At 66.4% G+C, this 21,379-nt stretch carries 19 protein-coding genes; 9 read left to right on the top strand and 10 right to left on the bottom strand.

Annotation, left to right across the window (positions count from 1 at the left end):
- Positions 1–105: 105 nt before the first annotated feature.
- Positions 106–1,029 carry a 2-hydroxyacid dehydrogenase gene (locus C4K27_RS16650; RefSeq protein ID WP_053261322.1) on the bottom strand — a complete coding sequence of 308 codons (924 nt, stop codon included), beginning with the start codon at positions 1,027–1,029 and terminating at the stop codon, positions 106–108.
- Between the two features lie 272 nt (positions 1,030–1,301).
- Between C4K27_RS16650 and gabT the strand changes: the two genes are divergently transcribed.
- The 7 genes from gabT to C4K27_RS16615 all read left to right on the top strand — a co-directional run bounded on the left by gabT (position 1,302) and on the right by C4K27_RS16615 (position 9,292).
- The gene (gene gabT / locus C4K27_RS16645) at positions 1,302–2,591 is read left to right on the top strand and encodes a 4-aminobutyrate--2-oxoglutarate transaminase (protein ID WP_053261321.1); all 1,290 of its coding nucleotides are present in this window, start codon (positions 1,302–1,304) and stop codon (positions 2,589–2,591) included.
- 96 nt (positions 2,592–2,687) lie between these two features.
- Positions 2,688–3,347, top strand: coding sequence for an HAD family hydrolase (locus C4K27_RS16640; protein WP_053261320.1), 660 nt, complete (start codon positions 2,688–2,690; stop codon positions 3,345–3,347).
- A gap of 43 nt (positions 3,348–3,390) precedes the next feature.
- The gene (locus C4K27_RS16635) at positions 3,391–3,879 is read left to right on the top strand and encodes an Lrp/AsnC family transcriptional regulator (protein ID WP_009044015.1); all 489 of its coding nucleotides are present in this window, start codon (positions 3,391–3,393) and stop codon (positions 3,877–3,879) included.
- A 427-nt stretch (positions 3,880–4,306) separates the two neighbouring features.
- A complete protein-coding gene (locus C4K27_RS16630) occupies positions 4,307–5,077 on the top strand; it encodes a DUF4198 domain-containing protein (RefSeq protein ID WP_053261319.1) in 771 nt (256 codons plus the stop codon).
- A 79-nt stretch (positions 5,078–5,156) separates the two neighbouring features.
- Complete coding sequence (locus C4K27_RS16625; protein WP_053261318.1) at positions 5,157–6,362, top strand: acetyltransferase domain-containing protein; 1,206 nt, start codon at positions 5,157–5,159, stop codon at positions 6,360–6,362.
- A gap of 80 nt (positions 6,363–6,442) precedes the next feature.
- Positions 6,443–7,798 carry an OprD family porin gene (locus C4K27_RS16620; RefSeq protein ID WP_053261317.1) on the top strand — a complete coding sequence of 452 codons (1,356 nt, stop codon included), beginning with the start codon at positions 6,443–6,445 and terminating at the stop codon, positions 7,796–7,798.
- A gap of 234 nt (positions 7,799–8,032) precedes the next feature.
- A complete protein-coding gene (locus C4K27_RS16615) occupies positions 8,033–9,292 on the top strand; it encodes a T6SS phospholipase effector Tle1-like catalytic domain-containing protein (protein ID WP_053261316.1) in 1,260 nt (419 codons plus the stop codon).
- A gap of 14 nt (positions 9,293–9,306) precedes the next feature.
- Here the strand turns inward: C4K27_RS16615 and C4K27_RS16610 are convergent, their stop codons facing one another.
- Genes C4K27_RS16610 through C4K27_RS16595 form a run of 4 tightly spaced genes read right to left on the bottom strand, consistent with a single transcriptional unit; the run spans position 9,307 to position 13,944 of the window.
- The gene (locus tag C4K27_RS16610) at positions 9,307–9,759 is read right to left on the bottom strand and encodes a response regulator (RefSeq protein WP_009044010.1); all 453 of its coding nucleotides are present in this window, start codon (positions 9,757–9,759) and stop codon (positions 9,307–9,309) included.
- On the bottom strand, positions 9,756–12,098 hold the full coding sequence (locus C4K27_RS16605; RefSeq protein WP_053261315.1) for an ATP-binding protein: 2,343 nt from the start codon (positions 12,096–12,098) through the stop codon (positions 9,756–9,758). Before C4K27_RS16605 ends, C4K27_RS16610 begins: the two co-directional genes overlap by 4 nt.
- A complete protein-coding gene (locus tag C4K27_RS16600) occupies positions 12,095–12,763 on the bottom strand; it encodes a response regulator (protein ID WP_053261314.1) in 669 nt (222 codons plus the stop codon). The genes C4K27_RS16605 and C4K27_RS16600 overlap by 4 nt, the downstream gene beginning before the upstream one ends.
- Complete coding sequence (locus tag C4K27_RS16595; RefSeq protein ID WP_053261313.1) at positions 12,760–13,944, bottom strand: sensor histidine kinase; 1,185 nt, start codon at positions 13,942–13,944, stop codon at positions 12,760–12,762. Before C4K27_RS16595 ends, C4K27_RS16600 begins: the two co-directional genes overlap by 4 nt.
- Positions 13,945–14,114: 170 nt before the next feature.
- Between C4K27_RS16595 and C4K27_RS16590 the strand changes: the two genes are divergently transcribed.
- Positions 14,115–14,639, top strand: a complete 525-nt coding sequence (locus tag C4K27_RS16590) for an SgcJ/EcaC family oxidoreductase (RefSeq protein WP_007929021.1) — start codon at positions 14,115–14,117, stop codon at positions 14,637–14,639.
- A 59-nt stretch (positions 14,640–14,698) separates the two neighbouring features.
- On the opposite strand, the gene C4K27_RS16585 is transcribed toward C4K27_RS16590, so the two are convergent.
- Positions 14,699–15,703 (bottom strand): AraC family transcriptional regulator, encoded by a 1,005-nt coding sequence (locus tag C4K27_RS16585; RefSeq protein ID WP_053261312.1) that lies wholly within the window; start codon positions 15,701–15,703, stop codon positions 14,699–14,701.
- Between the two features lie 250 nt (positions 15,704–15,953).
- On the opposite strand from C4K27_RS16585, the gene C4K27_RS16580 reads away from it, so the two are divergent.
- Entirely contained in the window at positions 15,954–16,721 is a 768-nt protein-coding gene (locus tag C4K27_RS16580) for an EAL domain-containing protein (protein WP_053261311.1), read from the top strand.
- 191 nt (positions 16,722–16,912) lie between these two features.
- Here C4K27_RS16580 and C4K27_RS16575 read toward each other — a convergent pair whose 3' ends face one another.
- From C4K27_RS16575 to C4K27_RS16560, 4 genes are all read right to left on the bottom strand, one after another.
- A complete protein-coding gene (locus C4K27_RS16575) occupies positions 16,913–17,218 on the bottom strand; it encodes a YceK/YidQ family lipoprotein (protein ID WP_028684074.1) in 306 nt (101 codons plus the stop codon).
- Between the two features lie 131 nt (positions 17,219–17,349).
- A complete protein-coding gene (locus C4K27_RS16570) occupies positions 17,350–18,651 on the bottom strand; it encodes an NAD(P)/FAD-dependent oxidoreductase (RefSeq protein WP_053261310.1) in 1,302 nt (433 codons plus the stop codon).
- A complete protein-coding gene (locus C4K27_RS16565) occupies positions 18,648–19,736 on the bottom strand; it encodes a polyamine ABC transporter substrate-binding protein (RefSeq protein WP_053261309.1) in 1,089 nt (362 codons plus the stop codon). The genes C4K27_RS16570 and C4K27_RS16565 overlap by 4 nt, the downstream gene beginning before the upstream one ends.
- A gap of 240 nt (positions 19,737–19,976) precedes the next feature.
- Complete coding sequence (locus tag C4K27_RS16560; protein WP_053261308.1) at positions 19,977–21,335, bottom strand: glutamine synthetase family protein; 1,359 nt, start codon at positions 21,333–21,335, stop codon at positions 19,977–19,979.
- Positions 21,336–21,379: the final 44 nt, after the last annotated feature.

The raw sequence follows: 21,379 nt of genomic DNA, 5'->3' as shown, positions 1-21,379 counted from the left end.
CGCCAAGCTGTATCCCGGATTGGCCTGATGCACCGCGGTCAGCGGTTCCACGACGGCTACGCCGCCGATCGCAGGCTGCGCCAGCGGCTACAGCAATCTCGGGGGTCAGTAGCCCTGGGTCCGGTCGATCTGCCCGAGCATCGGTTCGCCGCGCTGGTGGCGGCGGATATTGTCCAGCAGCACGGTGAAGGCGCTTCGCGGCTGGGTCATGGCGGCGATGTGCGGGGTCAGGAGGATCTGCGGGTGATCCCAGAACGGGTGTTCGGCCGGGGCCGGTTCCTGTTGCAGGACGTCGAGCACCGCGCCGCTGAGCTGGCCGCTGGCCAGGGCGTCGAGCAGGTCCTGTTCCACCAGGTGGCCGCCACGGCCCATATTGATCAGCGCCGCGCCACGGGGTAGCTGACGGAACAGCGTGCGGTCGAGGATGCCCTGGGTCTGTTCGGTCAGGGGCAGCACGCACAGCAGGATGTCGCACTGGCTGAGAAAGGCCGGCAACTGCTGGTCGCCGGCAAAGCACTGCACGCCGTCGATGCGGTGGGCGCTGCGGGCCCAGCCGGACAGGGCGAACCCCAGCGGCCGCAGGGTGGCGAGGATCTGCTGTGCCTGTTGCCCCAGGCCCATGACCCCGACCCGGCGTTGCGCCGCCGGTTGCAGCAGGTGCGCCTGCCAGCAGCGGGCGAGCTGTTGCTGCCGGTAGCGCAGCATGTCGCGGTGCAGGCTGAGCACGGCGAAGCTGGCGTATTCGCACATGCCCCGGGTGATGCCCGGGTCCAGCAGGCGCACCACCGGCAAGTCCGGCGGCAGGCGCGCGAGGTCCAGTTGATCGACCCCGGCCGAGAGGGCGAACAGCACTTCCAGGTTAGGCAACAGGCTCAGGTCGTCCGGTGCCTGCCAGGCCGCCAGGTAGCGGATCTCCTCGGGGTTGCCAAGGTCCGGCCAGGCGCGCCATTGAATGTCCGGGGCCTGTTCGGCGAACAGCGCCCGCCAGTGTTCGCCACGCACGGGGTCGGCTTTATAGAGAAGGGCCATGGGCGGCTCCTGATCGACGGGGGATGCTTTCATGATGCCGCAACGGCAAAGCAGGATCTGTCGAAAGGCCGCGCCCGAAAGCCTTGTACAGCACGCTTCGCGGCCCTGGCCGGCAGATTCGGCGGGGCTGAAGGAATCTGCCGTTTGCCGGGGTGAAAACAGTGGATCCGGATTCCTCAGGGGCCAAGTTCGGCTGAGTCGGTTCCGTCGAAGCCTTAATCTGAAGCCATCGCAACCGCTTCCCGGTTGCCTGGCTCAGTATGAGGAACGCCATGAATAGCAAGGTCGACGAAACACCTCATTGGCTCCAGCAGCGCGATCGGTTCGTGCCGCGGGGCGTGGTCACTGCCCATCCGCTGGTCATCGACCGCGCCGAGGGCTCCCAGGTGTGGGACGTGGACGGCGAGCGCTATCTGGATTTCGTTGGCGGCATCGGCGTATTGAACATCGGCCACAACCACCCCAGGGTGGTGGCGGCGGTGCAGGCGCAGTTGCAGAAAGTCTCCCACGCCTGCTTCCAGGTGGTGGCCTACAGACCCTACCTGGACCTGGCCCGGCGCCTGAGCCAGATGATCGGCGGCGCCGAGCCCTACAAGGCAGCGTTCTTCACCTCTGGTGCCGAGGCCGTGGAGAACGCGGTGAAGATCGCCCGCGCCCATACCCAGCGTCCGGCGGTGATCGCCTTTCGTGGTGGTTTCCATGGCCGCACCTTGCTCGGCAGCACGCTGACCGGCATGAGCCAGCCGTATAAACAGAACTTCGGCACTGCCCCCGAGGTGTTCCATACGCCGTACCCGAACGCCTATCGCGGGGTCAGCAGCGAGATGGCACTGCAGGCGTTGCAGGAGCTGTTCGCCACCCAGGTCGCGCCCGAGCGCGTGGCGGCGATCATCATCGAGCCGGTGCAGGGCGACGGCGGTTTCCTCGCCGCTCCGGTGGAGTTCCTCCAGGCCTTGCGCGCCCTGGCCACGCAACACGGCATCGTGTTGATCCTCGATGAAATCCAGACTGGCTTCGGTCGCACCGGCAGCTGGTTCGGCTTCCAGCACGCCGGCATCCAGCCGGACCTGGTCACCGTGGCCAAGAGCCTGGCCGGCGGCTTGCCGCTGTCCGGCGTGGTGGGCAAGGCGCAGATCATGGACGCGCCTCTGCCCGGCGGCCTTGGCGGCACCTATGGCGGCAACGCCCTGGCCTGCGCCGCGGCGCTGGCGGTGCTGGATACCTACGAAGAGGAACAGTTGCTGGCCCGTGGCGTGGCGCTGGGCTTGCGTCTGCGCGAAGGGTTGCTGCGCCTGCAGCGGCTGTACCCGTGCATCGGCGATGTGCGTGGCAGCGGCTTCATGCTGGCGCTGGAACTGGTCAAGGACGACGCGGCGCGCAGCCCGGATGCCGAGCTGACACAGCGGCTGATCGACCAGGCGCGCCTGGGCGGGTTGCTGGTGATCAAGTGCGGGGTCCACCGTAACGTCCTGCGCTTCCTGGCACCGCTGGTAACAACTCCCGAGCAGATCGACGAAGCCCTGGCGATTCTCGACGCCGCGCTGGCACGAGTCTTGAACTGAGCTGATGCCCCGGTCGGCGCCGGGCTGCCGGGCGCCACCGGTGGGCATTTTTGGAGCATGGATCGATGGAACGCATCATAGGAGGCTGTACACGCCATGGGGCTGACTGATTATCGTGCGTTGCTGATCGACTGCGACGCGGTCCTGGTGGACCGCGACTCGGGGGTCTGGGCCGCCTTGCAGCCCTTGCTCGACAGTCGCCGCGGGCAAGCGGACAAGGAGCAGGTGCTGGGCGAATTCGCCGAAACGGTGCGGGGCCTGTACCCGCGTTTCGCCGAGCTGGGGTTCAGCGGCCTGCTGTGTTTCGCCCATCGCCAGCTGGCCGAGCGCTGGGGCCTGAAGGCGTCCTGGGAGGAGGGCATGAGCTTCGCCCGTTCGGTGCCGGGCTGGTCGCTGTTCGAGGACGCGCCGGGGGCGATGCTGTACCTGCGCAAGTTCTATCGCCTGCTGGTGCTGGGCGATCGCGATGCCGAGGACCGCGCGTTGTTGTGCGAGCGGCTGGGGATCGCCCAGGACGACTTCATCTCCCTGGCCAGCCAGCCGTTGCAGGATCGCCAGTGGCTGGCGGACAACGACCTGCGTGCCGAGGACATTCTCCAGGTGACCCGGCCGCCGGCCACCGCGACGCAAGCGACGGCGGGCCTGTGCCTGATTTGCCGCGCCGGCAGCCGCAATCCGCAACCCTGCGCCGCCGACTACTGCATCAACAGCATGGCCGACCTGGTGGCCCAGCATCAGGCGTCGTTACGGCGCTGATCTTGCTTGTCGATTGCATCCCACAGCAATCAAGAGGTAAACGATGGAAGGTTTAGTCAAACTGGACCGTATTGATATCAACATCTTGGTTGAGCTGCAAAAAGACGGACGCATGACCAATGTCAGCCTCGCCGACGCCGTGGGGTTGTCGGCCAGTCCGTGTCTGCAGCGGGTCAAGCGCCTGGAGTCGGCCGGCTACATTTCCAGCTACAAGGCGCACCTGAACCTGGCCAAGATCACCGACTCGGTCATGGTGTTCACCGAGATCACCCTGAGCGACCACAAGCGCGAAGACTTCGCCAAGTTCGAGTCGAATATCCGCCTGGTGGACGAGGTGCTCGAGTGTCACCTGATCAGCGGCGGCTACGACTATCTGGTGCGGTTCATGACCCGCAGCATCCAGCATTACCAGGAGGTGGTGGAAAGCCTGCTGGACAAGAACATCGGCATCTCCAAGTACTTCAGCTACATCGTCATCAAGTCGCCGGTCCTCAAGGACGGCGTGCCCCTGCGTAAATTGTTGCGCCACTGACGCGTTCTTCTCTCAAAACGAAATGTTATCTGATAACATTTTGTCGTCTGATCAATCACCCTCACGCGCGCCCCTGACCGGGCGCGCATGCGTCTGGGCCGGCCTTTTGCCGGGCCCGTGAGTGACAGCGGGTGGCGCGCAAGGAAGCAACACCGGGCATGAAAAGCCCCGCGTGCACCCCGATCGGACAATCCACGCACCGCTGACCCCTGGATGCTTCAGCCTGGCGCACACCGCATAAATCGCTGTTTATCCCGAGAAAACGGCAGGCGACGGGCGTGTGCCGCGGCAAATCGGAACAAAGCACAGAACAGCCTGCGCTGTAATGCCAGCCAGTGGTAGGTGCGCATCGTCTCCCCGGGAAGTTCAACGCCATCAGAGCGGGGGCGGCGATTCGTTGAATGAGAGCACAAAGGAGCGCAACACGATGCACAAGAGCACGGCAAACACATTGATAGGGCTGGGCGCGCTGATGCTGGCCGGCGGTACCCAGGCCCACCAGATCTGGTACGAGCACACGCCGGGGCAGCCCCTGACGCTGTATTACGGCGAGTACGACAAGAACATGTTGGAAGTGACCCCTGGCGGCCTCGACCGTTTTCGCCAGCTCAAGGGCTGGTCGGCGGCGAATCCTGCCCTGGGGCTGAGCCTGCAACGCCAGTCGTTCAGCGTCGGCCATCAGCCCAAGGCCGACGAAAGCCTGCTGGCGCAGGACACGCAGTATCCGATCTTCGACCTGCACGAAGGCGGCAAGACCCTCAAGACCTACTGGACGCCCGCCACCCGCTGGGTCGGCGACCTGCGCGCGCGCCAGCCGGAACTGGCGCTGGACATCGTCCCCACCGGCGTGGCCGCCGCGGGCCAGGCGCAGTTCCAGGTGTTCTATGGGCTCAAGCCGCTGGCCGCCCAGGCCGTGATCCTGGAAACCGGCTCGGGCGAAGTCTTCACCCAGACCAGCGACAAGGACGGCAAGGTCAGCTTCGCGCTGCCGTGGCAGGGCACCTACGTGGTGGCCGCCGAATACAAGGACCGCACCCCGGGCACCCGCCAGGGCCCGGACAACCAGGCCGAGGCCTACGACCTCAAGAGCTTCAGTTCCACGCTGTCGTTCCACCAGCCACAGGGCAAGCCACCGTTGCCACGGGCGCCTTCAACGCTGCCGGCCTCGGAAGTCGCGCGTTTGAAAAAGCAATCCTGACCCCGTGTCCCGACCCCCTGTGCCGAGTCGGCGACAGGGTTTTGCCCAGGTTCAACGACCTTCAACATGAGTGACTGATATGACTCTTTCTACTGGATTGGCAGGGCAGGCGGGCGTTGCGTCCCCTGCACTGGCGGGCAGCGTGGCCAAGGCCAATACGCGGATGCTGGCGATCGACGCCCTGCGTGGCTTCGTCATGCTGTGCATGCTGGTGGACCACGTGCGCGAGACCTTCCTCCTGCATCGCCAGGTCACCGACCCGATCGACGCCCTGAGCGTGACCCCGGACCTGTACTTCACCCGCATGCTCAGCGAGATCTGCGCGCCGGTGTTCATTTTCCTCACCGGCCTGTCGGCCTGGCTCTACAGCCAGAAACACAGCCTCGGGGAAACCTCGGTGTTCCTGCTCAAGCGCGGCCTGTTCCTGGTGTTCCTCGAACTGACCTTCGTGTGTTTTGCCTGGAACGCCGAGTTCCCGCCCAAGACCCTGTGGCTGCAGGTGATCTGGTGCATCGGCATCTGCATGATCGTGCTGGCCGGCCTGCTGCACTTCAAGCGCAGCTGGCTGATCGTGCTGGGGGTGGCCATCGTCGCCGGGCACAACCTGCTGGATGATGTGGTGGTGGGCCCCGAGTCGCCGTTCTTCGTGCCCTGGTCGATCCTGCACCAGCGGGTGTTCATCGACATCACCGAGTTCACCCGCGCCCGCACCACCTACCCGGTATTGCCGTGGATCGGCGTGATCCTGCTGGGCTGGGCCATCGGCCCGTGGTTCGGCAAGGACGTGCAGCCGGCGGCGCGGATTTCGCGGCTGCTCAAGGTCGGTGTCGGCCTGCTGGTGGCCTTCGTGTTCATCCGCTACCTGAACGTCTACGGCGAGAAACCCTGGGTGCAGACCGGCGATGCGCTGCGCACCTTCATGAGCTTCATGAGCGCCAAGAAGTACCCGCCGTCGCTGATGTTCCTGATGCCGACCCTGGGCCTGGGGCTGATCCTCCTGGCGTACTTCGAGAAGGTCCAGGAACGCTGGTCGACCGCGCAACTGGCGATCTACGGCGGCGCGCCGATGTTCTTCTACCTGTTGCACCTGTACGTGCTCAAGGCCATGTACCTGGTGGCCGTGGCCATCTGGGGCGCCAACCAGGGCACTTACTACGGCTTCGACAACCTGTCCGGCGTCTGGCTGTGGAGCCTGGTCCTCGGCGTGCTGTTGTTCTTCCCGACGCGCTGGTTCGCCGGCCTCAAGCAGCGTCGCCGCGATATCGCGATCCTCAAATACCTCTGAGTGGGATCCCGGTGGTGCGCCCGTATAGCGGCGCACTGCCTCTTATCGCCCGCCATTTATCGATTTTCGGGAGTTCCACAGTGAAGACCTTGACCCGACACACCCTGTTGTTGGCATTTTTTTGGCATTGGGGAGGCCAGAGCCTGCTCGCGCTGGCCGCGGAGCAGGACAATGCCAAGGGCTTTATCGAAGACAGCCAGTGGAGCCTGTTCAACCGCAGCCTCTACGACCGTCGCGACTATCGGCACGGTTCCTTGAGCAACGGCGCGCGCAACGCCTACAAGCCCCGCGCCGAACGCAGCGACCTGGCCGAGGAGTGGGCCTACGGCCTGATGGCCGACTACAGCTCCGGCTTCACCCAGGGCACGCTCGGCTTCGGCCTGGACGCCCATGTGTATTCCGGCTGGAAACTCGACAGCGGCGGTGGCCGGGCCGGCAAGGCGCGGTTGCTGGGGGTGGACAACGACGGCCATCCCAAGGACGAGTTCAGCCGCGGCGGCGCGGTGGCCAAGCTGCGTTTTTCCTCCACCGAACTGCGCTACGGCGAGCAGCGGGTCAAGACCCCGGTGTTCGGTTCCTCCGACAGCCGCCTGCTGCCCGAGACCGCCACCGGCTGGTTCCTCACCAGCCGCGAGCTGAGCGACACCACCCTGTACGGCGGCCACTTCAACGAAAGCACCGACCGCAACGCCACCAGCCACGACCAGGGTTTCGTGGTCAATTACTCCAATGGCCAGCAGGGCGACAGCTTCGACCTGGTCGGTGTGCGCAATACTGCAATCAAGGGCCTCAACGCCAGCCTGTTCAGCGCCCTGTACGAAGACACCTGGCGCCAGCAGTACCTCGGCGCCTTCTACAACCTTCCTTTGAGCCAGGGCCAGGACCTGACGTTCGACTTCAACCTGTACCGCACCCAGGACACCGGCAAGGCCTTGTCGGGGCGCATTGACAACACCACCTGGAGCCTGATGTCGACCTACAAGAGCGGCGCCCACAGCTTTGGCCTGGGCTACCAGAAGGTCGACGGCGACACGCCTTACGACTACGTCACCCGTGGCGCGATCCTGCTGAGCAACGCCGTGGCCCTGTCGGACTTCAACGCCCCTGAGGAAGCCTCCTGGCAGGCCCGCTACGACCTGAACATGGCCGGCTACAGCGTGCCCGGCCTGACCTTCAGCGCCCTGTACGTGCGCGGCAGCGGCATCGACGGCAGCCACATGGACCCGCGCGGCGGCTACGCCTGGCTGGGCTACGGCGAAGGCGGCAAGCACTGGGAACGCGACCTGCAGGCCAAATACGTGGTGCAGTCCGGCCCGGCGAAAAACCTCGCCGTCACCCTGCGCCACGCCGTGCACCGCGGCAATACAGCCCAGGCCGAGCTGGATGCCGACCAGCTGCGGCTGGCGATCGAGTATCCATTGGGCGGCAGGTTCTAGCGCGCAGGCACGGCCCGTCAGCGCCCGGCCCCTCCTTGCGGAGGGGTTTTCATGGTCCGGACATTTATTGCCCGGGCCTTTATGGCCGGGTGCCGTTAATGCTGCTATGCCTTGGAGAGCCCTTCAGGCTTTACCGCAGCAGTTGTCATGACACGGACGTAGGGTGACACCGGTCCTCGCCTGGCCGATTGGCCGCGCGGGAACCTCACTTGACTGCCATGGGGTAACCAGGTCGTGGAGAACACAAGGATCAAGGCGCGCCAGCTGATCGTCTGCATCGATGGCACCAACAACCGTTTCAGTGACGAACCGACCAACGTGGTCCGGCTGTTTCGCTCGCTACCCAAGGACAGCGAAACGCTGCTGGCCTATTACGACCAGGGCGTGGGCACCTTCGGGCTCAGCGAAACCCTGTTCGAATGGCAGAAGGTGCCGTCGCGCATCGCCGGGCTGATGTTCGGCTGGGGCATCAAGCGCAACGTGCTCAATGCCTACCGCTTCCTGATGGAGAACTACAGGGACGGCGACCAGATCTTCCTCTTCGGCTTCTCCCGCGGCTCCTACGCGGTGCGGGTGCTGGCGGCGCTGCTGCATACCATCGGCCTGTTGCCGGCCCATCAGGTCCAGCTAATGGACTTTGCCTGGTCGCTGCTGACCACGCGCCTGCAACCCGATGGAAACAGCTCCAAACCGAATCGCCAACGCGCCATGAGTTACGCCTGGTGGCGCATGAGCGCGGACAAAAAGCCGGACTTCAAGTTGATGGGGGCGTTCAAGGGCAGCTTTGCCCGGCCGGTGAGCATTCACTTTCTCGGGCTGTTCGACACCGTGAGTTCGGTGGGCTGGGTGTACGACCCGCTGATCGTTCCCTACACCCGCCGGAACAAGGATGTGAAGATCATCCGCCATGCGGTGTCCCTGGACGAACGCCGCAGCTTTTTCCGCCAGAACCTCTGGACAGAGGACGAGGGGGTGAACCTCAAGCAGGTCTGGTTCGCCGGCGTGCATTCGGATGTGGGCGGCGGTTACCCCGCCGGCGAATCGCAGCTGGCGTTGATTGCCTTGCGCTGGATGGTCGGCGAGTGCCTGGAGGCCGGGTTGAGCATCGATGCCGAAGCCTGTCGCGCAGAACTCTATCCACCCTCTGTGCTACAGGATCCGCTGGCCCAGGCCCACGATTCCCTGACCCGCAACTGGCTGATCGCCGAGTGGGTGCCACGCCTGGTCTGGAACCCGAAGACCCACAAGCGGGTCCGTGAGTACGGTTCGATGCCGCCGTTCGGCAAACCCAGGTCGCGGGAGATTCCCGTGCCTGGGGCCGGGCAGAAAGTCCGGGTGCATGACTCCGTGGCCGTCCGCCTGAAAGGCTCCCTGGCCGACGACCAGCCCTGGGGCAGTCAACTGACGTACCAGCCGGAAAACCTGCTGCGCATCGATGCCGCGCTGATCGAGCAGGTGGGCGACTCGCCGAGGCTGGATGAGTACAACCTCTAGGGTCGCTCGCCCATTCACTGCCGATGCCGGCGCAGCAGCTCGATCTGCTGCGCCGGCACCTGCTGGCGCAGGGCTTTGTACAGGGCGCGGGTTTCCAGCAGGTTCCAGATCCGCAGCAGGGTTTCCAGGGCGTCCAGCGGCTTGCTGATGAAGTCGCGGGCGCCCAGGGCCAGGGCGCGCAGGCGGGTGTCGCGGGTGGCGTCGGCGGTCAGCACCAGGATCGGCAGGTAATCGTGGGCCGGGATCCGCCGGTTGAGCTGTTCGAGCACGGCGAAGCCGTCGAATTCGGGCATGTGCAGGTCGAGGATCACCAGGTCCGGCTCGAAGCTGTTGAACAGCTCCAGGGTGCGCAGCGGCTGGGTGCTGCTCAGCACGTTGTGCAGGCCTTCGCGGGCCAGCAGTTGCTCCATCAGCTCGAGGTTGGGGCGCTGGTCGTCGATGATCAGGATGCGCAAATCGTGGTTCATGCGGGCTCCGGTAAATGTTGCTCAAGGTGGGCGAGAAACGCCGGGATATGAATGGGCTTGGTCAGGATTGCCGTGGCCCCGGCCTGCAACAGGGCGCGGTGGGTCAGGGCGCTGGCGTCGGCGGTGATCATCAGCACCGGGGTGCTGGCGGTGGTCGGCGATTCCCGCAGCCGGCGCAGCACTTCCAGGCCTGCAAGGTCCGGCAGGCTGACGTCCAGCAGGATCAGTTGCGGTGCATGCTGGCGCGCCAGGTCCAGGCCCATCTGGCCCTGCATGCTCGACAGCAGGCGAATGCCCGGGCGGCGTTGCAGCAGGGTTTCGATCAGCGCCAGGCTCGACAGGTTGTCTTCGATGCACAGCACCTGGCCGCGGTATGCCACGGCCTCGGCCCGGGCCGGCAGCACCGCCGTTGGTTGTTCCAATAGCTGTTGCTCCAGGGCCAGGGGAGCGCCGGTCGCGGCCACCTGGACAAAGGGCAGTTGCAAGGTAAAGCAGCAGCCCTGGCCCGGCGTGCTGTGCACCCGCAGGCTGCCGTCCATCATTTCCAGCAGACTCTTGCTCAGGGCCAGGCCCAGGCCGGTGCCTTCCACCCGCGGGTCGGCGCCCAGGCGTTCGAAGGGACGGAACAACTGGTCCAGGCGCTCCAGGGGAATGCCGGCGCCGGTGTCGCTGACCGCCACCTCGACCCGGGTGTCCAGGACCTTGACCGCGATCCGCACCTGGCCCTGGGGCCGGTTGTACTTGATGGCGTTGGACAGCAGGTTGAGCAGCACCTGGATCAGCCGCTGGCGGTCGGCGATCACCCCGCTGTGTTCATTCAGCGCGGGCAGGGCGGCCAGTTGGATGCCGGCGTCGGTGGCCATCGGCGAGACCAGGGTCAGGGCCTCGTGCAGCACCGCGGCCAGGGCGATCGGCTCGACATTCAGCGCCAGGTGCCCGGCCTCGATGCGGGCGATGTCCAGCACCTCGTTGATCAGGGTCAGCAGGTGCTGGCCGGCGCGCAGGATATGCCCGACCTGGGGCCGCTGGCCGCTCGGCGAGTCCATGTCCAGCAGTTGTGCAAAACCGAGGATGGCGTTGAGCGGGGTGCGCAGTTCGTGGCTCATGCGTGAGAGGAATTCGCTCTTGGCGCGGCTGGCGCTTTCGGCTTCCTCGCGGGCGGTGCGCAGGGCGATTTCCGCGGCGCGGCGGTCGGTGATGTCGCGGGTGATCTTGGAGAAACCGCGCAACGCGCCGCTGGCATCGTACTGCGCGGTGATCACCACGCTGGCCCAGAAGCGGCTGCCGTCCTTGCGGCAGCGCCAGGCCTCTTCCATGTAATGGCCGTCGCGGGTGGCTTCGCGCAGGGCCATGTCCGGGTGCGCCGGGCATTCTTCCGCCAGGTAGAACAGCGAGAAGTGCCGGCCGAGGATTTCCTGTTCGCTGTAGCCCTTGATCCGCTCGGCGCCGGCGTTCCAGGTGGTGACCCGGCCTTGGGTGTCGAGGGCGAAGATCCCGTAGTCCTTGACCCCGTCGATGATCAGCCGCAAGCGTTCTTCGTTGTCGCGCAGGGCCCGCTCGCGCTCGGCCAGCAGTTGCCCGGCTTCCACCAGGCGGGTGCCGAGCTGGCCGATTTCGTCCTGTTCCGGGGCTTGCGGGCGCAACGGTTGGCCGAGGGCCAGGCGCTGGGCGTTGCCTTGCACCTGCTGCACCCGGGCGACTATGCCCTTGGACAAGAACAGCACCGCGACAATCGCCCCGAACAGGCCGCAGAGCGCCGCCAGCAGCGTGGCCAGCAGCAGGCGCATGCGGGTCGCCGAGGCCGCGGCGCTGCGCTCGGCGAGCAAGCCGTCTTCGCGGATGCGCATGGCGCTGATCTGCTCGCGCAGCACGTCCAGCACCTGTTTGTTCTCGATCAGGATCGCGGTGATGCTGGCGCTGTCGTCGGGCCGGCCGTTGCGCAGGGCCACCAGGCCGTCGAGCTTGTGGCCGATCAGCGGGGCGATGGCCTTGAGGTGGTCGCGCATGCGCGCATCGCGAATGTTGCTGTCCAGCCGTTGCAGCGCGGCCTGGATCAGCGGCTGGGCACGTTCGTAGCTGGGCAGGAAGTCTTCGCGGCGGGTTAGCAGGTAGCCGCGCACGCTGGCCGCCGCTTCGGCCAGCAGGGTGTGCACGGTCTGGATGTCGCCCTGCACCAGCAGCACCCGGCGCACGTCTTCCTCGGCGCGGGCGGTCTGGCGTTCGGTGATGTAGATCAGCACCAGCGACAGCAGCAGGATCACCAGCGGCAGGGAGATCACCACCAGCGCCTTGCCGCGCAGGGGCAGGTCGAGCCAGTGCCGGCTGGCCAGCAGCCTCATGGCCAGTCTCCCGCGGGCTGCGCCACCAGCCCCAGGGCGATGCCGCGCACCGCGGCCTGGGTGCGGTCCGCCGCGCCGAGCTTGCCGATCACCCGTTCCACATGGGCCTTGGCGGTGCCGGTGGTGATGCCGAGCTTTTCGCCGATCTCGCGGTTGCTGAAACCGCCGGCCACCAGGCCCAGCACCTGACGTTCGCGGGCGGTCAGGGTTGCGGCCTGGGCGCTGCCGCCGGCGTTGCGTTCGGCCATGCGCCGCAGCAGCCGGGCGCTGACGCTGCTGTTGAGGGCTTCCTCGCCCTGGGCCACCCGCTGCAGGGCGCCGAGCACTTCGCCGCGGCTGGCGTCCTTGAGCAGGTAGCCGACAGCGCCGGCGGCAATCGCCGCTTCCAGGTGATCGGGGCTGTCGTCCATGGTGAAGATCACCACCTTGATCGCCGGTTGCCGCTGTTGCAGCAGGCGCGCGGCGCCCAGGCCGTTGAGCAGCGGCATGCGGATGTCGAGGATGGCGATGTCCGGTTGCAGGCGCTCGCACAGCTCGAGGGCTTCCTGGCCATCCCGGGCCTGGCCGACCACCTCGAACTCCGGGTGGCCGGCCAGCAGGGCGACAAAACCGGTGCGGGTGACTTCATGGTCGTCCGCCAGCACCAGGCGCAGGGCAGGGTTCATGGCTGTTCTCCAGCAGCGGGCAGCGGCACCCGGGCCAGCAGGCGGGTACCGTGGCCGGGGGCGCTGTGCCAGGACAGCTCGCCGCCCAGCAGGCTGGCGCGCTCCCGCATCGCCGCCAGGCCCAGGTGCTGGCTGCCGCAGCTGGACAGCGGGGTGCCCAGGGCGAAGCCGACGCCGTTGTCTGCCAGCGCCAGCGCGGCCTGGCCGTCGGCCAGTTGCAGGCTCAGTTCGACGCGGCTGGCGCGGGCATGCTTGAGGATGTTGTTGATGCCTTCCTGGGCGATGCGGAACAGGGCGATCTCGCTGGCGCCCGGCAGGCGCGCGCTGGACTGTTGCCGCCAGTGCACCTCGAGACCGGCGTCGCGCAGGCGGTCGGCTTCCTTGTCGATGGCCTTGTACAGGCCAAAGTCGTCCAGCACGTTGGGGCGCAGGCCGCCGATCAACTGCCGGCCCTCGCCGACGCAGCCCTGGGCCAGGGTCAGGATGGTCTGCAGCTCGTTGTGCAGCTCCTGTGGCAATGTCGGGCAGCGTCCGGCAAACCCCTGCAGGCGCTGGTGCAGCCCGGCCAGGGTTTGCGCCAGGCCGTCGTGCAGGTCGTAGGCCACGCGCTTGCGTTCGTCTTCCTGGGCGCTGAACAGCCGGTGCACCAGTTCCGACATGGTGCGTTCCCGGGCTTGCAGGGCCTGGAGCAAGCGCTGGTTTTCCAGGTGCGCGGCCAGCAGGGTGGCCAGCAATTGCAGGGATTCCAGGTCCTCGCTGTCGGGCGCGGCCAGGGCCACGCTGTTGGCCAGCAGCAAGGCGCCGAAGGCCAGGCCGTCGGCGCCGGGCAGGGGAATGCGCAGCACCTGGGGCAGGGCGGCATCGGTCTGCGGCAGCCATTCGGGGTGCAGGGTCGCAGACCTGGCCAGCTCGTGCAGGGCGGCCAGGCGTTCGCTGCCACCGTGCTGGGCGGTGGCCTGGGGCGGCTGGGCGGGGTGCCATTCCAGCAGCAGGCCGTGGTCCATCGCCATAAAGGCACAGGCCCGCTGCAGGGCGCGCTGGCGCATGGCCGCGGGCGGCAACTGGGTCAGTTCCTGGCCGGTGTCCACCAGCAGGCGCAGGCGCGCCGCGCGGCTTTGCGCCTGGCGATACTGGCTGCGAATGGCCAGGGCGCTGCCGGGGTCGTGGGTCGGGCTTTGCATGAAAAACAGGCTCCAGCGTGAAGGGTGTGCGCTCGCGAGCAGGCATTAGACCCGCTTGCCGGCTGTGGGCCTATCTGCCGAATGGCATAGGCCGCCGGCACCGGTTGGCCGATGGCGAGGCCGCAACGGGTGGGCAAAGTGGGCGCATTGAAACCCACTGGAGCCTTCCGATGAAACTGCCAACCACCGCCATTGCCCTGTTGCTGGCGCTGACCGCGCCCCTGGCCCAGGCCCTGGACGCCACGCCTTATGTGTACCGCACCGTCGCCGCGCAGCCGCAGAACCAGGGCGACCGGGAGATCGCCGGCCTGTTCGATCGCTGGAACGCGGCCCTGCAAACCGGCAGCGCAAAAAACGTAACCAGTCTTTACGCCGCCGACGCGATCCTCCAGCCGACCGTGTCGAACCAGGTGCGCACCACCCCGGCGCAGATCCAGGACTACTTCGAGCACTTCCTCGCGGGCAAGCCGGTGGGCCAGATCAACTACCGGGAAATCCGCCACCTGGGCGCGGATGCGGCCATGGACAGCGGCGTCTACACCTTCACCCTGCACGAGGCCGGTGGCGCGACCCGCCAGGTCCAGGCGCGCTACACCTTCCTCTACGAGCGCATCGACGGCCAGTGGAAGATCCTCAACCACCATTCCTCGGCCATGCCCCAGGCGCAGCCGCCATTGCAGGCCAGCCATCGCTGAGCAAGCGCTGCCGCACCTTGAAAAAAACGCCGGGACTTGTGCCCGGCGTTTTGCTGTCTTCAGCCTTCCTGGCGATAACGCCCCGGGGTCATGCCGAACCAGCGGCGGCAGGCCTTGTGAAAGCTGCTCTGGTCGCGAAAACCGAGCAGGGCGCCGATGTACTTGACGCTGCGCGCCGAGTTGCGCAGGAAACTGTGGGCCAGCATCAACCGCGCCTCGTCGAGCAGCGCCGAGAAGTGCATGTCTTCGTTGCCCAGGCGTCGCTGCAGGCTGCGGCTGCTGACCCCCACCAGCTGCGCGATATGCCGCAGGTCGCTGGGCCCGCCCTGGGCCAGGCGCTCGGACAGCACCCGCCTTACCTGCGCGGTCATCGAGCCGTCGAGCAGCAGCTTGAGGCGGGTTCGTGCGTATTCCATGTGCAGCACGTCCAGGGCCGGGTCGGCGCTGGGCAGGGCCATGGCGCAATCGCGCGGGCTGAAGCTCAGGCTGTTGTAGGGCGCGTCGAACTGCAGGTTGGCGCCCAGCAGGTGCTCCAGGGCGCGGGTGTCGGGCGGGCGCGGGTAGGTGAAGCTCGCCGCCAGCGGTTGCGGCTTGTGCCCGGGCAGCAGCCAGTGCACCAGGCCCAGGGTCTGCGCCGCGCCGGCATCGATGAAGGCCCGCGGCACCAGGCCCGGTTCGAGGGCGATGTCGAAGCCGATCAGGGTGACGGCCTGGGGGCTGCGCTCCAGGCACAGGTAGAAGCCGTTGCTGACCAGCGAGTGATAGTCCACCAGGCGTTGCAGCGCGGTGTCCAGGGTGGCGCCGGACATCAGCGCGTAGCCGAGCACTTCCAGGTTGGCCGGGTGGGCCTTGGTGTACGCCAGCAGGCCGAGGTCCGGGTTGCCGCACAGCTGCACGGCGTCTTGCAGCAACGCGTAGACCAGCTCCAGCCTGACGCCCATGGGGTTTTCACAGGTCTCCTGATGGCTGCTGCCGTGGCGCTTGAGCAAGGCCTCGACCTTGACTCCGGCATCGGTCAGGACATCGGCAAGCACCCGGAAACTGGTGCCGGTCATTCTGTGCATAGTACTTCCTGGACTGGTGGCTAATTGATGTCATTGGCGCTGGCGCATGATCGCAATAAACCTCGGGCCACAGTCGAGAAAGGGCGGTGCGGTGTTTCCAAGGACAAACGAAAGGTATCCGGGAACACTTTCGAGCCGTCCGGGCAGGGGGGATCATAAATAGCAATGAGCCATTATCACGTCGGGCGCGCCGACGCATCCTGGCCAAGCCCACCCGGCGCGCTGTCGCCGCTTCGACTACGGATCTGTCATGCAAAGCGTCAAAGACTTCTATCGGGAACTGGCGCAGGGGCGACTGGCGCTGGCCTTCCAGCCGGTGGTGCGGCTGCCCGACACCAGCCGGGTGCTGTATCTGGAAGGTTTGCTGCGCCATGTCGAGCAGCCCGGCAATGGCGTCTACCCGTTCGCCATGCTCGAACGCCATCAACTGATGCGCGAGCTGGACCGCAGCGTGGTGGGGGGCGTGATCGAGCGCCTGCTGGACGACGAGCACCTGCGCCTGGGCTGCAACATCTCGGCGCAGAGCGCGATCGTCGATCCGTTCTGGTCCGCCACCCTTGCGCAGTTGCGCGACGCCCCTTCAGTGGCCGCGCGGCTGGTGATCGAAATCACCGAAAGCGCCACGCCGCCGAGCACCGAGGCGGCCATCGAGTTTGTCCTGTGCCTGCGCGAGCTGGGCTGCCGGGTGGCGGTGGACGACTTCGGCGCCGGCCTCGGCACCCTGGAGTTCATCCGCCGGACCTGCCCCGACATGGTCAAGATCGACCAGGGTTACCTGCAACGCGCCCGCAGCGAACCCAACAGCGTGCAGACCCTGAAACACCTGGTGCAGCTGTGCAAGACCCTGGCGCCCTGCGTGATCATCGAAGGCATCGAGAGCGAAGCCGACCGCGCCCTGGCCACGGCCTGCGGTGGCGAATGGGGCCAGGGCTACCTGTTCGGCCGGCCACGGCTCGACCGCCTGGGCGTGCCGTGCCGGTTGCGTGGGGTGGTGGCCGAGCGAGTGGTGGCGGACTGAGCGGGGGCGGTTTGCCGGTGCTTGTCAGAGATGACGGCGGCGTATTTGATGGCGCCATCGCCGGCAAGTCGGATCGCCGCCCGCTGGCTCCTACAGAATCGTGGGGGTCGCAATGGCGCGTCTGTAGGCGCCTGGCTGGCCAGCGATAGCGGCAGTCCATTCACCCATGCCGCCAGCGACCGGCCACGGCTTCAGTAATAAACGCCCTTGGCGTCGTAGGGCAGCAGCACGGTATCGACCGCCGCATCCACCGGCAGGCTTACCACCGCCACCAGCGGGCAGACGATGCTCATCCAGCAGTAGATAGTGGCGTAGCCGTCGTAGCCGCGGGCGTCACGCATGGTCAGCAGCTGGATATTTTGCTGGGTGCCTTTGTAGAAGTCGTAGGAAATGTATTGATTGCTGGCACGGGCCATCAGGGTGCCGCAGCCCGAGAGGGCGAGTGTGCCGAGCAGGACGAGAGCAGTGAGCGCTTTGATGATGCCATTCCTTAGCAAGCCGATTTGCGGCGCGCATCTTCGCACTGGTCGAGGCTTCAGGCCAGCCCGGGTGGCAATGGTCGGGGCGAACAGCCGGCGAGGGCGTCGGGCGCCTCAGCCGAGAAACCGCGGGTAAACCCGTTGAGCTTTCAGCCCAGCACCTCACGCAACCGATGCCACAGCATGCCCAGCGCCAGCAGCGGCGCGCGCAGGGCGGGGCCGCCGGGGAAGGTCATGTGCGGCACTGCGCTGAAGATGTCCAGGCCTCGGCTGTGCCCGGCGTGGATGGCCTCGGCCAGCAGGCGCGCGGTCCAGTGGCTGACGTTGAGCCCATGCCCGGAGTAACCCTGGGCGTAATACACGTTGGGGTATTGGCGCAGGCGCCCGACCTGGGGGAAGCGGTTGGCGGTGATGCCGATCTTGCCGCCCCATTGGTAGTCGATGCGTACATTCGCCAGCTGCGGGAACACCTTGAGCAGCTTCGGCCGCATATAGGCGCCGATGTCCGCCGGGTCGCGCCCGGAGTAGTGGCAGGCGCCGCCGAACAGCAGGCGCCGGTCCGCCGAGAGCCGGTAATAGTCGAGGCCGACCTTCTGGTCGCACAGCGCCAGGTTCTGCGGGATCAGTTCGGCGGCCAGGGCCGGCGCCAGGGGCTCGGTGGCGATGATGTAGCTGCCCGCCGGCAGTACCTTGCCGGCAAGGCGCGGCTCCAAGTCATCCAGGTGGGCATTGCAGGCCAGCACCAGGCTTGCGGCGCGCACCGTGCCGCTGGCGCAACGCACCCGCACGCTGTCGCCGTGGATCAGCTCCAGCACCGGGCTCTGCTCGAAGATCCGCACCCCCAGCGTCCGGGCCAGGGCGGCTTCGCCGAGCACCAGGTTGAGCGGGTGCAGGTGCCCGGAACCCATGTCCACCAGGCCCCCGGCATAGACCGAGGACGCCACCACCTGGGCCATGTCCTGCGGGGCGACCAGGCGGGTTTCATGCACGTAGCCCAGGGCCGCGAGGTGTTCCTGCTCGGCCTGGAACGCGGCGAACTGGGCCGGGGTGTTGGCCAGTTCGCAGAAGCCCCAGCGCAGGTCGCAGTCGATGCCGTGCTCGCGAACGCGCTGGCCGACCAGCGCCACCGAGTCGATGCCGGCCTGTTCCAGGTAACGCACGCCCTCGGTGCCGACGTAGCGGGCGAAGCCGCTGACGTCGTGGCCGATGCCGCGGATCAGTTGCCCGCCGTTGCGCCCGCTGGCGCCCCAGCCGATGCGCCGGGCTTCCAGGAGAATCACCGAGAGGCCGCGCTGCGCCAGTTCGATGGCGGTGTTGACCCCGGTGAAACCACCGCCGATCACGCAGACGTCGGCGCTGAGGTCGGCATTCAGCGGCGGGTAGTCCGGCAGGGCGTTGGCCGAGGCGGCGTAGTAGGAGCGGGTGTGTTGTGCATGGCTGTGCTGGTTCATTTGTTGGACTTCACTTTGCTCCAGGCGCGGGTCATCAGGCGCATGGTCTGCGGGCTCTGGGTGCTGGAGATGTACAGCTTGTCGAGCACCGCCTGGGGTGGGTAGACCTCGGGGTTGTTCACCAGCTCGGGGTCCATGTATTGCTGCGACGCCGGGTTGGGGTTGGCGTAGCCGACATAGGCGCTGACCTTGGCGATCACTTGCGGGTCCAGCAGGTTATTGATAAAGGCATGGGCCTCCTTGGGATTGCTGGCGTCCGCCGGGATCGCCAGCAGGTCGAACCACAGGTTGCTGCCTTCCTTGGGAATCGAATAGGCGATCTTCACCCCGTTCTTGGCTTCCTTGGCGCGGTTGGCGGCCTGAAACACGTCGCCGGAATAACCGAAGGCCAGGCAGATGTTGCCGTTGGCCAGGTCCGAGACGTACTTGGAGGAGTGGAAGTAGGTGATGTAGGGACGGATCGCCAGCAGCTTGGCTTCGGCTTTCTTGTAGTCCGCGGGGTTTTCGCTGCGCGGGTCCAGGCCCATATAGTTGAGCACCGCCGGGAACACTTCGTCCGGCGAGTCCATCATCGACACCCCGCACTGGCTGAGCTTTTTCAGATTCTCCGGTTCGAAGAACACCGCCCAGGAATCGATGCTGTCGATGCCCAGCACCTGCTTGACCTTGTCGACGTTGTAGCCGATGCCGTTGGTGCCCCACAGGTAAGGCACCGAGTACTGGTTGCCGGGGTCGTTCTGTTCCAGCAGGGCCAGCAGTTTCGGGTCGAGGTTCCGCCAGTTCGGCAGCTGCGCGCGGTCCAGCTTGAGAAAGGCCCCGGCCTTGACCTGCCGCGCCAGGAAGTGGTTGGACGGCACCACCAGGTCATAGCCGGTGCGCCCGGCCAGCAGCTTGCCCTCCAGGGTTTCGTTGGAGTCGAAGACGTCGTAGATGACCCGGGTCCCGGTCTTGGCCTGGAAGTCGGCGAGGGTGGTCTCGCCGATATAGTCGGTCCAGTTGTACACGCTGACTGTTGATTCGGCCTGGGCCGTGGCGCCGAACAGCACCGTCAGGGCCAGCGGAACCACTGATTTCCATAGACGCATAGCGATACCCCTTTTTGCGGTTGTTATTGGTTTGCCAAATTCATGAAGCCCGTCGCCCCGTAGCCGCTGCCGAGCCTGCGAGGCTGCGATCGGCGGCGCAGCCGTCGTAAACCCGGCCACCGCGTTGCATCAGGTACACCGCGTGCGACGGTCTGGCGATGGCTGCGCCATCGATCGCAGCCTCGCAGGCTCGGCAGCGGCTACAACGGTGTGCGCGGTAGCGCCCGAATCGCGCAGGCCTCAGACGCTGAGCAACAGGAACTCGCGCTCCCAGGAGCTGATCACGCGCTTGAAGTTCTCGTGCTCGGCGCGTTTCACTGCCACGTAGCCGCGCACGAACTTGCTGCCCAGGTAGCGCTCGATGGTCGGGCACTCTTCCATGCGGGTCAGGGCGTCTTCGATGGTGATCGGCAGGCGCAGGTTGCGCCGCTCATAGGCCCGGCCTTCCACCGCGGCGCTCGGCTCGATGCCCTCGACCATGCCCAGGTAGCCGCACAGCAGGCTGGCGGCGATGGCCAGGTAAGGGTTGGCGTCGGCGCCGGGCAGGCGGTTTTCCACGCGCATGGCTTCCGGGCCGGAGGTCGGCACGCGCAGGCCGACGGTGCGGTTCTCTTCGCCCCATTCGACGTTGACCGGCGCCGAGGTGTCCGGCAGGAAGCGGCGGAACGAATTGACGTTGGGCGCGAACATCGGCAGCACCTGGGGGATGTACTTCTGCAACCCGCCGATGTGATGGCGGAACAGCTCGCTCATGCGGCCCTCGGCGTCGGCGAAGATCGGCTTGCCGGTGGCGCTGTCGACCACGCTCTGGTGCAGGTGCATGGCGCTGCCGGGTTCGTCGGCCACCGGCTTGGCCATGAAGGTGGCGGTGACGTTGTGCTTGAGCGCGGCCTCGCGCAGGGTGCGCTTGAACACGGTGATCTGGTCGGCCAGGTCGAGGGCGTCGCCGTGGCGGAAGTTGATTTCCATCTGCGCCGGGCCGTCTTCGTGGATCAGTGTATCGAGGTCCAGGCCCTGGGCTTCGCACCAGTCGTAGACATCCTCGAACAGCGGGTCGAATTCGTTGGCGGCGTCGATGGAGAACGACTGGCGTCCGCTTTCGGCCCGGCCGGAACGGCCCAGCGGCGCCTTCAATGGCAGGTCCGGGTCTTCGCAGCGCTGGGTCAGGTAGAACTCCATCTCCGGCGCGACGATCGGCTGCCAGCCCTTGTCGGCGTACAGCTGCAACACTTTCTTCAGCACGTTGCGCGGCGACAGTTCGATGGGGTTGCCGAACTTGTCGAAGGTGTCGTGGATGACGATGGCGGTCGGCTCGATGGCCCAGGGCACCAGGTAAATGCCCGAGGCGTCGGGGCGGCAGACCATGTCGATGTCCGCCGGGTCCAGCAGGTCGTAGTAGATGTCGTCGTCGACGAAGTCCCCGGTTACCGTTTGCAACAGCACACTTTCCGGCAGGCGCATGCCTCGCTCATGCAGGAACTTGTTGGTGGGCGCTATCTTGCCGCGGGCGATGCCGGTCAGGTCGCTGACCACACACTCCACTTCGGTAATCTTGTGTTCTTTCAGCCAGGTAGACAGCTGATCGAAAGGGGCATTCATAAGGACCTCGTCAATGATTGTCGGTGACGCGCCAGCACTTGGAG

Origin of the sequence: Pseudomonas chlororaphis subsp. chlororaphis, assembly GCF_003945765.1 — a bacterium.
Lineage (GTDB): Bacteria > Pseudomonadota > Gammaproteobacteria > Pseudomonadales > Pseudomonadaceae > Aquipseudomonas > Aquipseudomonas chlororaphis.
This window is presented reverse-complemented; position numbering and strand designations above follow the sequence as displayed.

Excerpts from the sequence above, each read along its gene's own strand:
- C4K27_RS16650 (WP_053261322.1), bottom strand. The coding sequence starts at position 1,029 with ATGGCCCTTCTCTATAAAGCCGACCCCGTGCGTGGCGAACACTGGCGG.
- gabT (WP_053261321.1), top strand. The coding sequence starts at position 1,302 with ATGAATAGCAAGGTCGACGAAACACCTCATTGGCTCCAGCAGCGCGAT.
- C4K27_RS16640 (WP_053261320.1), top strand. The coding sequence starts at position 2,688 with ATGGGGCTGACTGATTATCGTGCGTTGCTGATCGACTGCGACGCGGTC.
- C4K27_RS16635 (WP_009044015.1), top strand. The coding sequence starts at position 3,391 with ATGGAAGGTTTAGTCAAACTGGACCGTATTGATATCAACATCTTGGTT.
- C4K27_RS16630 (WP_053261319.1), top strand. The coding sequence starts at position 4,307 with ATGCACAAGAGCACGGCAAACACATTGATAGGGCTGGGCGCGCTGATG.
- C4K27_RS16625 (WP_053261318.1), top strand. The coding sequence starts at position 5,157 with ATGACTCTTTCTACTGGATTGGCAGGGCAGGCGGGCGTTGCGTCCCCT.
- C4K27_RS16610 (WP_009044010.1), bottom strand. The coding sequence starts at position 9,759 with ATGAACCACGATTTGCGCATCCTGATCATCGACGACCAGCGCCCCAAC.
- C4K27_RS16605 (WP_053261315.1), bottom strand. The coding sequence starts at position 12,098 with ATGAGGCTGCTGGCCAGCCGGCACTGGCTCGACCTGCCCCTGCGCGGC.
- C4K27_RS16600 (WP_053261314.1), bottom strand. The coding sequence starts at position 12,763 with ATGAACCCTGCCCTGCGCCTGGTGCTGGCGGACGACCATGAAGTCACC.
- C4K27_RS16595 (WP_053261313.1), bottom strand. The coding sequence starts at position 13,944 with ATGCAAAGCCCGACCCACGACCCCGGCAGCGCCCTGGCCATTCGCAGC.
- C4K27_RS16590 (WP_007929021.1), top strand. The coding sequence starts at position 14,115 with ATGAAACTGCCAACCACCGCCATTGCCCTGTTGCTGGCGCTGACCGCG.
- C4K27_RS16585 (WP_053261312.1), bottom strand. The coding sequence starts at position 15,703 with ATGCACAGAATGACCGGCACCAGTTTCCGGGTGCTTGCCGATGTCCTG.
- C4K27_RS16580 (WP_053261311.1), top strand. The coding sequence starts at position 15,954 with ATGCAAAGCGTCAAAGACTTCTATCGGGAACTGGCGCAGGGGCGACTG.
- C4K27_RS16570 (WP_053261310.1), bottom strand. The coding sequence starts at position 18,651 with ATGAACCAGCACAGCCATGCACAACACACCCGCTCCTACTACGCCGCC.
- C4K27_RS16565 (WP_053261309.1), bottom strand. The coding sequence starts at position 19,736 with ATGCGTCTATGGAAATCAGTGGTTCCGCTGGCCCTGACGGTGCTGTTC.
- C4K27_RS16560 (WP_053261308.1), bottom strand. The coding sequence starts at position 21,335 with ATGAATGCCCCTTTCGATCAGCTGTCTACCTGGCTGAAAGAACACAAG.